This window comes from Bacillus sp. FJAT-26390 (assembly GCF_001682865.1).
Taxonomy (GTDB): Bacteria; Bacillota; Bacilli; order Paenibacillales; family Paenibacillaceae; genus Pristimantibacillus.
In genome coordinates this window covers 1,026,797-1,038,604 of sequence record NZ_MAQX01000011.1, presented here as the reverse complement: position 1 = coordinate 1,038,604, position 11,808 = coordinate 1,026,797, and the positions used below count along the sequence as shown (strand labels likewise).

Here is an 11,808-nt window from a genome sequence, read left to right as displayed (position 1 = left end):
GGGTGATTGAAGTGAAAAAATCTTTACCTGTATTGGCTATTCTAGTAATCTTCGCTATGGTGATCGCGGCGTGCGGCGCCAATAATAGCGGAAAGAACGGAGCGACTAACGCGCCTTCGAACGAAGCGCCTGCGGCTACGGACGCGGCAGCGCCTACGGAAGTAACCGTTAAGCATCAGCTAGGCGAAACGGTTGTTCCTGTAAATCCGGCTAAGGTTGTTGTTTTCGACTTCGGCACATTGGATACGCTTGATAAACTGGGCGTAGAGGTGGCAGCATTGCCGCAAGCAAGCGTACCTGCTTACCTTGAGAAATACAAAGACGCTAAATACGTCAACGCGGGCAGCTTGAAGGAGCCTGACTTCGAGAAAGTGAACGAGCTTGCGCCTGATCTGATCATCATCTCCGGCCGCCAATCGGACGCATACGACGAGCTTAGCAAAATTGCGCCAACCATCTTTATGGGCGTAGACAATAAAAACTTTATGCCATCATTTACCGAAAACGTGAAGACGCTTGGCCAAATATTCAACAAATCGGCAGAAGCGGAAGCAGAGCTTGCAACGATCAACGATTCCATTAAAGCCTTGAACGAAAAAGCGGCGGCAGGCGGCAAAAAAGGACTTATTATTTTGGCTAACGAAGGCGCAATCAGCGCATACGGCAAAGCTTCGCGTTTTGGCATCATTCATGATGTATTTGGCGTAGCGGCAGCGGATGAGAACATTGAAGTATCAACGCACGGCCAGCCGGTAACCTATGAATATGTAGCGGAGAAAGATGCGGACTATCTATTTGTTATTGACCGCAACAAAGTGGTAGCAGGCGAAGGCAATGCCCATGATTCGGTTGAAAATGAGCTCGTGAAAAACACGAAAGCCTACAAAGAAGGCAACATCGTGTACCTGAACCCTGATTTCTGGTATCTGTCGGGCGGCGGCCTTATCTCGGTAGACGCGATGGTTAAAGAAATCGACGGCGCTTTGAAGTAACAGCAATAAGCATAGTATCACAGTAAAGGCTGATGGCCTGCTTCCGCAACAGCGGCAGCGGGTCTTCGGCTTTTTTGGCCTATTTCGTTATACTCTTTTTCGATTAGCTGCAATACAGCTATAATGTAAGGAAAGCAGAAGGGAGGGCAATCCGTGAATCCGGTTTTAGAGCTGCAGGATGTGAACAAAAATCGCCATGACGCAGAGGGCGTTCCATTATTCTCGAGGGTGTCGGCACAAATCATAGAGCCATCTATCGTTGCTTTGCTTGGCGTGTCCGGCCAAGGGAAAAGTACGCTGCTCCGTATGATTGCCTCATTGGATAAGGTGGATGAAGGGAAAATCCTTTTACATAACGTTTCACAGCGCGAGATGGACCCAAGGCAGTGGCGGATGAAGGTGTGTTATGTCGCGCAGCAATCCGTGATGCTCCAAGGGAGCATCGAACAAAATTTGAGGACGGTCAGCCAACTGCACCGCATTCCGTATGAGGATAAGTTAGTTCAGCATCTGCTGCCGCGGCTAGGACTAGAGCACTTGGAGCTTAGCAAAAATGCGGACCGTCTGTCTGGCGGGGAGAAGCAGCGGGTATCGCTGCTCCGCTCTTTGCTGCTGCATCCGTCAGTGCTGCTGCTCGATGAAATTACAGCTTCGCTGGATAGGGGCAGCAAGGAAAAGGTAGAGCAGGTGCTGCAGGAGTGGTGCCATCAGGAAGGGACAACGATCATTATGGTCACCCATGATTTTGAACAGGCAAGGCAAATGAGCAAGACGGTATGGTTCATGGGCGAGGGGACGCTGCTGGAAAACAGCGAAACCGCAGCTTTTTTCGAGAATCCATCGACCGAGCTCGCCCGAAGCTACATCCAGTCCCCCTTGCAAAAGGAGCAGCCATGTCCATCTTAGCGTTAAGCTTTACACTGCTCTTCGTGATGATTACGATGCTTGTATCCGTATGGCAAAAGCTTGGGCTTGAGCGGGATATCGCGGTGGGCACGATTCGCTCTGCCTTGCAGCTGCTGCTCGTTGGTTATGTGCTGCAGTTTATTTTTAATACGAGCAACCCGCTCTTTATAACGTTGATTCTATTGCTGATGATTATAGTCGCTTCGTATAATGCGGGGAAACGGGGCGAAGGGCTGCGGGGCATCATTTGGAAAATCGCCATCGCCATCACCTCCACGGAGCTGCTTATGATGGGGCTGCTGCTAGGCTTCCGAATCATTGAGGCAACGCCCCAATATATCATCCCGATTAGCGGCATGACGATTGGGAACGCGATGGTCGTATCGGGACTCCTTCTGAATCAAATGAGAAGAGAGGTCGGCGCCTCGCGAGGCGAGATCGAGACGATGCTGTCGCTTGGGGCTACGGCTAGGCAAGCGATTCAGGATGTCATGAAGCGCTCGGTGAAATCGAGCATGATTCCGACGATCGACGGCATGAAGACGGTGGGGCTCGTGCAGCTTCCGGGCATGATGACGGGGATGATTATCGCTGGCGCGAACCCAATCGAAGCGGTGCGTTACCAAATTTTAATCGTATTCGCATTCGCGAGCTCGGCAGCCGTGACGAGCATTATTTTGAGCCTATTAAGCTACCGCCAATGGTTTACGAAAGATCTGCGCATTCAAAATATAGAGCAAAAAGGATGATGACACGTGAGCGTATATAACAGCGGAATTGCATTAGAGAAACAAATTGCCAGCACCGTGCTGCCTGAGCAGTCATTGGCGCTATGGGCTTTGGGGCAAGAGGGGTTTCTAGTCAAATGGAACAATAAAACGGTGCTATTCGATCCCTATTTGACCAATGGGGAATCAGACCCGAGCGGACAGTGGATTCGCACGTTTGAATCGCCGCTTCAGCCATCGCAATGCTTGGATGTCGATTATGTTGTCTGCTCGCATCATCATGGCGATCATATGGACAAGCTGACCTTGCAGGCGATCGGGCAATCTGCCAAAACCCGCTTCATTGTGCCGAAGGCTCATCTGTCTTTAATGAAGGAATGGGGCTTGCGCGATGAACAGTTGATTGGAATATCCCACGAACAGTCGCTTGAGCTGGATGGAGGAATTCGCCTTGAAGCTTTTGCAGCCAAGCATGAGCAGTTTGAACAGGACGAGGCGGGCGAGCATAAGTTTCTGGGTTACGTAGCTTATTTCGAATCCATTCATCTCTATCATGCCGGCGATACGATCGGATTTCCTGAGCTTGTGACATGGCTGAAAAGCAGGAAGATCGACATTGCGTTACTGCCCATTAACGGACGTGATTTCAGCCGCAATGAGCAGGGGATCGTTGGCAACTGCAATTACCGGGAAGCGGTAGAGATCGCGGTGCAAATCGATGCGGATATGGTCATTCCGATGCATTTTGGCATGTTTTCGATCAACGATGAGAACCCTGCTTATTTCGTTGATTATATTCACCGTCATTATCCGGCTAAGAAGTTCCATATGTTCGCTCCCGGCGAGCGGTTTATTTATATGAAATAACCGACTTGGCTTTATTTGAGCTTGAACACGACAACGCCGGTAATCATGATGCCAATGCCGATCAGCTTGTTGGCGGATAAAGGCACTTTATCAACGCCGAACAGCCCGAGGCTGTCGATGATCAAAGCGACAAGCAGCTGTGTAATAAGCAGCAGCGCCACTGAATAAGCGGGACCAAGCGTTGAGATGCCTTTCATGACGGTGAACACGATCATAACGCCGAACGCGCCTCCGAGCCAGTACAGCTTGTTTACGGTGTACAACTTGGATAAGCCGCCGTCCTTCACCATAAGCAAAACGATAAGCGACAGCAAAAAGCCGGTTCCATGCACCCAAGTGTTCGTAAACCAGAAGCCGGCTTTGTCGCTGAGCCTAGTGTTAAAAATGCCTTGTATGCTGACCAGAACGCCGGCAAGCAGCGAATAAATAATGCCTATCATAGCTCTTCCCTCCAAGTGGATCATCCATTAACGGTAAAGATTGCCGCTGGCAAGCTCTTTAAGTCGAGTCTCGTTGCGAATAAAGATGGCGCCGCGCTTTCGTTCAATGATGCCGGCAGCAGCAAGCTGTGTAATGACACGGTTCAGATGGCGGTAGCTGGTACCAAGCAGCTCGGCAACGTCCGTCAGCAAATCCGTCCTCATCTCTACAAGCGAAGGGGAAAGGGGGTCCTCTGACATAATCGAAATCAAGTAGCTTGCCAGGCGATTTTCTACCGGATAAAGCAGATTGAGGCTGGATACATACGAAACCGTATGCAATTTGTTGCTGATTTGCTTAATGATGAACGTAAGGAAACGCGGATCTTGAAAGGCGGTTTCGCGCAGCGCTTCTTTTTTTATCGCGATAAAATGGGTTTCGCCTACGGATTCAACCATGCAGCGAACTGGAAAGCCCGTCATAAGCTCCATATCCCCAATGATCGCAAGCGGCTCATTGAAGCGGAGCAGCACGGATTTTCCATTGGGAAGCGTCGTGTACACTTTGATTTTTCCTTTTACCAAGAGGAATAAATGATCAAGCTGATCACCGGGCGAGCAGATCGCTTCTCCATTCTCGTAAGCCACAATATTCATCATCCCTATGGTTGCCGCGTCAAAAATGGCATTAAGCTGATTTTCGGCTGCATATCGGGCAAGGCGCTCTTCGTTATGAATCGCTTTCATGGTCCCTCCGTCGACTGTTGAGCAGTAACGCGACTGCCAGTTATTATACTTATTTTTTATTTTAGAAACAGATAGCGAATGTGAAAAGGACATATGTCCCATTCTAAAATATAAGTTATCCTTAACTTGCTATTCGGCTTGTTTTCCTGCGCTGCGATCCAAGGACTCATGAATTTGCATCTGCAGGGCAAAATAGAGGAGGAGAGTAATGACTGGAGGTTGAATTTCTGTGGCCAATAGAGGACTTATAACAGCGATTGCTGCGGTAGGTGCAGCGCAGCTGCTGAAGCTGCCATTGCATTATGCAAAAACGGGCAGATGGGAAATACGACAAATGTTTGGGTCAGGCGGCATGCCCAGCTCGCATTCGAGCGGGGTATCGGCGCTGGCAGCATACACAGCAACGAAATACGGAATAAAGACGCCTGAATTTGCGATATCGGCTTTGTTCGGCATTATCGTAATGTATGACGCGATGAATATTCGCAGGCATGCAGGTCAAATAGCCATGCAGGTAAATGATTTGGATGTGGATGTAGAGAAGCTTGCGGGCAAGCATCCCGGCATTTATCATACGCGACGGCGCGAACGGCTTAAAGAAAGCTTAGGGCATGAGCCGCAGGAGGTTGCCGCAGGCTCGCTGCTTGGTGTTTTGTTAGGGCTTGTTGGAGCTTTAACCGCACCTAGAAGATAAAGAAGCGCTGGACAATAGGCTGGATGGGGTTTAAGCGGTCAAACGCCTAGCCCTTTTTTTAGTTTGCTTGCCAAATCGTTAGTTATATAATGGTGAAAGATGACATTTTATATGCAGCGATATGAGTGGGATTATGCAGATGACGGAGCAATTATTATGGATGCACGGAGCGCCGTATGCAGTTGGAAATGCGGATGAGGATTGCCCTGCCATTACGCCTTATCTTGTAGAGGGAGATAACGCTCCCGCCATTATCATTTGTCCTGGGGGCGGTTATGGGGCAAGGGCGAGTCATGAAGGGGAGCCTATCGCGCAGTGGTTGAACGGACTTGGTATATCTGCCTTCGTACTGCGATACAGGGTGGCTCCCTATCAATACCCTTGCGCGCTGCTGGATGTACAAAGGGCGATTCGCATGGTTCGATTCAAAGCGGATTCCTTCCGCATTAATCCGAAAAAGGTCGGCGTGCTTGGTTTCTCGGCTGGCGGACATTTGGCGTCCAATGCGGGGACAAGCTATGACAAAGGAAATGGGAGCGCGGAGGATGTTATTGAACGGATGTCATGCCGTCCTGATCTTCTTGTACTATGCTATCCCGTTATAACGCTGACTGATCCTTTCACGCATAAAGGCTCAAGAGATAACTTGTTAGGCAAGGAACCGGGAGTATTGCAAGGGGAGCGGCTTAGCAGCGAGCTAAATGTAACCGAAGATACGCCGCCGACTTTTTTATGGCATACGTCGGATGATGCAGCCGTTCCCGTCGAGAATAGCCTGATGTTCGCCGCTGCGCTCAGCAAGCATAAAGTGAGCTTTGACCTCCACGTATATGAGAAGGGGCACCATGGGCTGGGACTAGCCGAGAGCGAGGAGCATACGAATGGCTGGACGGCTGCATGTGCTTCCTGGCTTGCGTTAAATGGGTTCAACTAAAAGGCTGAACCCGCTTATGCGCAAACGATAATTTGTCTAATAAAGCTGCCCTTTCTGGTCGTGCAGCGATCTAGGATAGCGAAGCCTGCGCTTTCAATCAGCTCGTCCATCGGATCTGCCGTTATGATAACGGCTTTGGCTGCGATGCGGCGAGCATTCCTTAGTAGGGAAAGCTGATCCTCTGGCGTCGTGCGAGAGAAATGGTTGTAAGGCATATCTAAGATCGCTGCGTCATAGTGGCTGGTAATATCGGCAATATCGCCGCATACTACATCCGTTTTAAAATTAAAATGCGCTAAGTTTTCCAGCGTACCGCGAATAACAAAAGGATTGATGTCGCGGCCGACGATGTCGATGCCCATCGATAGGGCTTCAACGAGCACCGTGCCAATGCCGCAGCAGGGGTCGATCGCGGTCTTGCCGCTTGGAATCGGGACAGCGATATTTGCTACCGCACGGGCTACCCGCGTGCTCAGTGCTATCGAGTAGCTGCGCGGCTTCGTCATTTGCGTAAGCCAAACGGCTTTGCTCTTGATGTAGTTCCCGAAATACCAGCGTCCGCCCCAGTTCAAAATGCCGAATGTGTAATCGGGATTGTGCACATCAGCCTCACCTTCAATATAAACGCCGATTTCGCGTTCGATGACACGCTTGTCGTCGAAATCGATCTTATCCTCCGGCGCCAAATCACTCATTTTAATAAAAATAACTTTAAACGTCGAATCGCCTAATTCGATTTGCTTCACTTGCTCCAATATATCCTCAAGGCGTTCCCCTTGGTACATCGTTTCAAGCCGTTCTCTCATAAAGGGACTGCGGTCCGGATGAACAGCAATTTCGCTCATCAAGAGGCCGGAATCCGTTTGTTTGTCAAAAAAAGACCGCATCTCTAAATGACAAAGCTCTGTCTCCTCTAACCGATAGCCATAGGTATAAATAAATAACGGCGCTTGCTTCTTCATTTCCAAATTGTAGTCGCATCCTTTGCCATAACGTACTGAAACCTTCATTATACGTGAAATGGCGCGTAAATGCCTGTCGCTCGGAAATGGAGGGACCGCCGCTCGGTTTTTTTAGCCGATTAGCGCAGCCGCATGCTGTTCGGCTTGCAAGAGCTGCTCTCGCACAGAAACGACTTCTCCGATAATAATAAGCGCTGGATTGCTTAGCTTCATGGACAGGGCTAGCGTATGAATATCGGCTAACGTACCGATGATCGTTCGCTGGCTCGGGGTCGTGCCGCGTTCGATTAGCGCGACGGGAGTGTAGGAGGCTTTGCCGTGCTTTAGCAGCTCATCTCGAATTGCGGGAAGCTCGCTGACGCCCATATAGATCGCTAACGTATCCACGCTATGCGCGAGCAAATCCCAGCGGATGGCCATCTTATCGCCATGGCAGCGGCTGCCGGTCACACAAGCAAAGGATGCGGCATAATCGCGATGGGTAACGGGGATGCCCGCAGCTGCAGCAGCGCCGATTGCCGAGGTGATGCCAGGCACTATTTCGTACGAGATGCCTTGCGCGGCGAGGGCCAGCGCTTCTTCCGCGCCTCTGCCAAAGACGAGCGGGTCGCCGCCCTTTAGGCGGACGACGGTTTTGCCTTGGCGGGCATAATGGACGAGCGCTTCATTAATAAGCTGCTGCGACATGGCATGCGAGCCAGGCGCTTTGCCGCAGTATACAAGCTCTGCATGCGAGCTGGCGTAGCCAAGCAGCTCCTTGTTGATGAGACGGTCATACAAGATAACGTCAGCTTGCTCAATGCGCCGCATCGCTTTGATCGTAATAAGCTCGGGGTCGCCAGGGCCTGCGCCAACAATAAAGACCTTGCCGGATGCGCTCTCTCTCATAGGCTGCTCCTTTTGGCTGATTTTGCCGCCTTCATGTCCAATAACGATTTCGCTTGCTCCGAAGAAACCTCAATGAGAGGGGATTTTGAATGAGACAAGTAGAGCAGCACGCCAGTAAACAATGCGCCGCCGACAAAGTTGCCGAGAAGGACCGGAATTTGGTTCCACAGCCACCAGTCCGCCATCGTTACATCGGCGCCAAGCAGCATGCCTGCCGGAATGACGAACATATTGACGACGGCATGCTCGAAGCCTTGAGCGAAGAACGTCAGGATCGGCAGCCACATCGCTGCTATTTTGCCGGCGGTAGATTTGGATGTAAATGCAAGTACGACTCCGAGCGTTACCATCCAGTTGCAGAGCACAGCCTTAATGGTAACGAGGATGATGCCGTCAAAGCCCATTTTTTGATAACCGAGTGTTTTGGCTTCGCTAATTTGAATAAGCATTTGAGCAAGCGGATTGCCCATATCCGTTCCCATCTTCGTTACGGTCAAGCCGTACAGAATCGCGTAAAGCATACAGCCGAGCAAATGGCCAACAATCGCCCAGCCGTAGCTTGCAAGCATACGGGAAATCGTCGTTTTGCGCTTGATGACCGATAAGGGGATCAATGCAAAGCTGCCGGTCACAAGCTCGAGGCCAAGCAGAACGATCATTACGAAGCCTACGGGAAAGATAAGGGCGCCTACCAGATTGATAGAGGTTTGGCTGACAGCCGTGAAGGCGAGTGTTGTAGCAAAAGCTAAAATAGCGCCTCCTAAAAAACCACGAATAACCATTTGAAAGGCGTTTAGCTTCGCTTTGGCCTCTCCTGCGTCAATCATGGCTTCTAATACTTCCGCAGGTTTTACGTATGCCATTTTGTTATCCCCCTTAGATGTTCAAAAAGATTGACCCGCTCTCGCGGTCGATTTCGGTCTCGAAGGTTGTTACGCAGCCATCGTCAGGCTCGTGCACGCGGCCGCTGCGCAAATCGACCTTCCAATCATGGAGAGGGCAGTGTACGGCAGTGCCGCACACCATCCCTTCCGATAGCAGCCCGCCTTTGTGCGGGCATTTATTTTCCACGGCGAGCACGCTCCCGTCGGTCAATCGGAATACAGCAATTTCGATATCGTTTACTTGGATGCGGCGGGAGCCGAGAACGTCGATATCGCTGAGATTAGCTACAAGCAGCTTGGTTGTCATGAAAGTTGTCCTCCTTTTAGTTATCGATTTGCCGTCACCGGGGTGGAGAGCTGCTCGAAATTTTTGCGCAGTTCGTCAGATTCGACGATTTTTTTCCAAGGATCGCTCGTTAGGCTTAACGTTTTCTCGATGCGGGACTTCAGCGCGAGGCGATCTTCAGGGTTTTGAAGCGCGTTCTTCACGTAACCCAGTCCAACGCGTTCGATCCACTGAGCTGTACGCTCATTCCACTGCGCATTCTCTCGGTAAAGCTGCAAGTAAGCGGAGGACCATTCCATGACCTCTTCCTCTGTTTTGACGATGCAGAGCAGGTCAGTTGCGCGTACTCTCACTCCGCCGTTGCCGCCGACATGGAGCTCCCAGCCTCCATCGATGGCGACTACGCCAAAATCTTTAATCGTCGCTTCCGCACAATTGCGCGGACAACCGGAAACGGCAAGCTTTACTTTGGCGGGCGCATTCAGACGCTCGAACGCTTTTTCCAATTTGATGCCCATCCCGATCGCATCCTGCGTGCCGAAGCGGCAAAAGGTCGAGCCAACGCAGGTTTTTACCGTTCGCAGCGTCTTCCCGTAGGCGTGGCCGGATGGCATATCGAGCTCCTCCCAAATTTTCGGGAGATCCTCTTTCTTGACGCCAAGCAAGTCGAGCCGCTGCCCGCCTGTAAATTTAACCATCGGAACGTCAAACTTCTCGGCGACCTCAGCGATTTTTTTCAAATCGGCAGGGGAGGTCACGCCGCCGTAAATACGCGGAACAACGGAGTAGGTGCCATCCTTCTGAATATTGGCATGATAACGTTCATTGGTAAAACGGGATTCATTCTCGTCCACGTATTGCTCCGGATTGATCATGCCGAGGTAATAGTTAAGCGCCGGGCGGCATTTTGTACAGCCCTCAGCATTATGCCAGCCGAGCACGTTCATGACTTCTTTGGTGGAATTAAGGCCCATCCTTGTAATTTCTGCGACGATCTCATCGCGGCTGAGCGTCGTACAGCCGCAGATGCCTTCTTTAACCGGCTCGCCCGCCGCATCGCCGGCGTACAGCTGGAGGAGCCCTTCGACTAATGGCTTACAGCCGCCGCAGGAAGCGGAAGCTTTCGTGCAGGATTTGATAGCGCTAACCGTATTGCAGCCCTTATTCGTAATCGCATCGCCAATCGTTCCTTTCGTTACGCCGTTGCAGCCACAGATTATTTCATCATCAGCCATCGACTCGAGCCTATTGCCGCCGGAGGATTTGCCAAGCAGATCGGAGGGGATGCCAAGCAGCAGCTCCTTCTCGCGTCCTGCTATCGATTCGCCTTTCTTAATAGAAGCGAATAATTGTGCACCGTCCGAAGTGTCTCCGAATAGGACGGCGCCAATCAGCTTGCCGTCTTGAATGACGAGCTTTTTGTAAGTGCCTGCTAAATCGTCTTGCATTTTCAGGGCGCGAGTAGCAGGCGTTTCAACGAAGCGGCCAGCCGAGAACACGTCTACGCCAGACACCTTTAGTTTTGTTGAGGTGACGGACCCTGCATAACCAGTCGTTTCCACACCGGCCAAATGCTTAGCGAGCACCGCGCCTTGTTCATATAGCGGCGCAACAAGGCCGTATGAAATGCCGCGGTGCTCAGCGCATTCGCCGACCGCATAAATACCGGGCACGCTCGTTTGCATGAAATCATCTACGACGATGCCGCGATTGACTTCGATGCCTGCCGCCTTAGCGAGCGTTATGTTAGGCCTAATGCCAACGGCCATTACGACCAAATCGCCATCTACTTCGGTACCGTCCGTGAAGGCGAGTCCGGCAGCACGGCGCTTGCCCTTAATGGAAGCCGTATTTTTTTGCAGCAGAAATTGCATGCCTTGCGCTTCCAGCTCGCGCTGCAGCATTTTTGATGCAGCTTCATCTAATTGACGCTCCATCAGGTAGCTGTGTATATGGACGACGTTCACTTCCATTCCGAGATGGAGGAGACCGCGGGCAGCTTCCAGCCCGAGCAAGCCGCCGCCGATGACGACTGCTTTTTTATAAGTTTGGGATGCGCTTAACATCACTTCGCAGTCATGGATATCGCGGAAGGCAATGACGCCTTCCTTGTCTGCGCCGGGAAGCGGCAGCATGAACGGGTTGGAGCCGGTAGCGACGATGATGGCGTCATAATCAACTTCAATGCCTAGCTCAGAGATGACCTTTTTGCGCTCCGTATCAATGTTCGTTACCTTGTTGCCCGTGTGCAAGGCTATATTATTTTGTTTGTACCAATCCCAGTCGTTAATGATAATTTCCTGCATATCTGCACCGCCTGCCAAGACGGATGAAAGCATAATTCGATTATAGTTGGGATGCGGCTCAGCGCCGAAGATTGTAATGTCATAGGTATCCGGTGAAAGCTTCAAGAGATGCTCGATTGCCCGCACCCCCGCCATGCCGTTGCCGATAAGGACTAGCTTCTTCTTTGCTATACTCATTGTATTTCTCTCCTCTCG

At 51.1% G+C, this 11,808-nt stretch carries 13 protein-coding genes; 6 read left to right on the top strand and 7 right to left on the bottom strand.

Features of this window, described 5'->3' with window-relative positions:
* Positions 1–11: 11 nt before the first annotated feature.
* From A7975_RS16200 to A7975_RS16185, 4 genes are all read left to right on the top strand, one after another.
* A complete protein-coding gene (locus A7975_RS16200; RefSeq protein ID WP_082198216.1) occupies positions 12–992 on the top strand; it encodes a siderophore ABC transporter substrate-binding protein in 981 nt (326 codons plus the stop codon).
* 153 nt (positions 993–1,145) lie between these two features.
* Complete coding sequence (locus A7975_RS16195; RefSeq protein WP_065385752.1) at positions 1,146–1,898, top strand: ABC transporter ATP-binding protein; 753 nt, start codon at positions 1,146–1,148, stop codon at positions 1,896–1,898.
* Complete coding sequence (locus A7975_RS16190; protein WP_053372468.1) at positions 1,886–2,647, top strand: ABC transporter permease; 762 nt, start codon at positions 1,886–1,888, stop codon at positions 2,645–2,647. The genes A7975_RS16195 and A7975_RS16190 overlap by 13 nt, the downstream gene beginning before the upstream one ends.
* A 6-nt stretch (positions 2,648–2,653) precedes the next feature.
* A complete protein-coding gene (locus tag A7975_RS16185) occupies positions 2,654–3,493 on the top strand; it encodes an MBL fold metallo-hydrolase (RefSeq protein ID WP_065385751.1) in 840 nt (279 codons plus the stop codon).
* 11 nt (positions 3,494–3,504) lie between these two features.
* Here A7975_RS16185 and A7975_RS16180 read toward each other — a convergent pair whose 3' ends face one another.
* The gene (locus A7975_RS16180; protein ID WP_065385750.1) at positions 3,505–3,933 is read right to left on the bottom strand and encodes a DMT family transporter; all 429 of its coding nucleotides are present in this window, start codon (positions 3,931–3,933) and stop codon (positions 3,505–3,507) included.
* A gap of 27 nt (positions 3,934–3,960) precedes the next feature.
* On the bottom strand, positions 3,961–4,659 hold the full coding sequence (locus A7975_RS16175) for a Crp/Fnr family transcriptional regulator (protein WP_065385749.1): 699 nt from the start codon (positions 4,657–4,659) through the stop codon (positions 3,961–3,963).
* Positions 4,660–4,888: 229 nt separating this feature from the next.
* Here A7975_RS16175 and A7975_RS16170 point away from each other — a divergent pair, with 229 nt between their 5' ends.
* Both A7975_RS16170 and A7975_RS16165 read left to right on the top strand, forming a co-directional pair.
* Positions 4,889–5,353: a divergent PAP2 family protein gene (locus tag A7975_RS16170; protein ID WP_053372464.1), complete on the top strand. Its 465-nt coding sequence runs from the start codon at positions 4,889–4,891 to the stop codon at positions 5,351–5,353.
* A 139-nt stretch (positions 5,354–5,492) separates the two neighbouring features.
* A complete protein-coding gene (locus tag A7975_RS16165; RefSeq protein ID WP_065385927.1) occupies positions 5,493–6,287 on the top strand; it encodes an alpha/beta hydrolase in 795 nt (264 codons plus the stop codon).
* 14 nt (positions 6,288–6,301) lie between these two features.
* On the opposite strand, the gene A7975_RS16160 is transcribed toward A7975_RS16165, so the two are convergent.
* From A7975_RS16160 to nirB, 5 genes are all read right to left on the bottom strand, one after another.
* Positions 6,302–7,255: a TRM11 family SAM-dependent methyltransferase gene (locus A7975_RS16160; RefSeq protein ID WP_141680310.1), complete on the bottom strand. Its 954-nt coding sequence runs from the start codon at positions 7,253–7,255 to the stop codon at positions 6,302–6,304.
* Between the two features lie 105 nt (positions 7,256–7,360).
* Positions 7,361–8,137 carry a uroporphyrinogen-III C-methyltransferase gene (cobA, locus tag A7975_RS16155; RefSeq protein WP_065385748.1) on the bottom strand — a complete coding sequence of 259 codons (777 nt, stop codon included), beginning with the start codon at positions 8,135–8,137 and terminating at the stop codon, positions 7,361–7,363.
* The gene (locus A7975_RS16150; protein WP_053372461.1) at positions 8,134–9,000 is read right to left on the bottom strand and encodes a formate/nitrite transporter family protein; all 867 of its coding nucleotides are present in this window, start codon (positions 8,998–9,000) and stop codon (positions 8,134–8,136) included. Before A7975_RS16150 ends, cobA begins: the two co-directional genes overlap by 4 nt.
* A gap of 13 nt (positions 9,001–9,013) precedes the next feature.
* Complete coding sequence (gene nirD, locus A7975_RS16145) at positions 9,014–9,328, bottom strand: nitrite reductase small subunit NirD (RefSeq protein ID WP_053372460.1); 315 nt, start codon at positions 9,326–9,328, stop codon at positions 9,014–9,016.
* Positions 9,329–9,348: 20 nt separating this feature from the next.
* Complete coding sequence (nirB, locus tag A7975_RS16140) at positions 9,349–11,790, bottom strand: nitrite reductase large subunit NirB (RefSeq protein ID WP_065385747.1); 2,442 nt, start codon at positions 11,788–11,790, stop codon at positions 9,349–9,351.
* Between the last annotated feature and the right edge of the window lie 18 nt (positions 11,791–11,808).

What these genes read in the sequence shown, in the direction of transcription:
- A7975_RS16190 (WP_053372468.1), top strand. Translation starts at nt 1,886, where the DNA reads ATGTCCATCTTAGCGTTAAGCTTTACACTGCTCTTCGTGATGATTACG.
- A7975_RS16180 (WP_065385750.1), bottom strand. Translation starts at nt 3,933, where the DNA reads ATGATAGGCATTATTTATTCGCTGCTTGCCGGCGTTCTGGTCAGCATA.
- A7975_RS16175 (WP_065385749.1), bottom strand. Translation starts at nt 4,659, where the DNA reads ATGAAAGCGATTCATAACGAAGAGCGCCTTGCCCGATATGCAGCCGAA.
- A7975_RS16165 (WP_065385927.1), top strand. Translation starts at nt 5,493, where the DNA reads ATGACGGAGCAATTATTATGGATGCACGGAGCGCCGTATGCAGTTGGA.
- cobA (WP_065385748.1), bottom strand. Translation starts at nt 8,137, where the DNA reads ATGAGAGAGAGCGCATCCGGCAAGGTCTTTATTGTTGGCGCAGGCCCT.
- A7975_RS16150 (WP_053372461.1), bottom strand. Translation starts at nt 9,000, where the DNA reads ATGGCATACGTAAAACCTGCGGAAGTATTAGAAGCCATGATTGACGCA.
- nirD (WP_053372460.1), bottom strand. Translation starts at nt 9,328, where the DNA reads ATGACAACCAAGCTGCTTGTAGCTAATCTCAGCGATATCGACGTTCTC.
- nirB (WP_065385747.1), bottom strand. Translation starts at nt 11,790, where the DNA reads ATGAGTATAGCAAAGAAGAAGCTAGTCCTTATCGGCAACGGCATGGCG.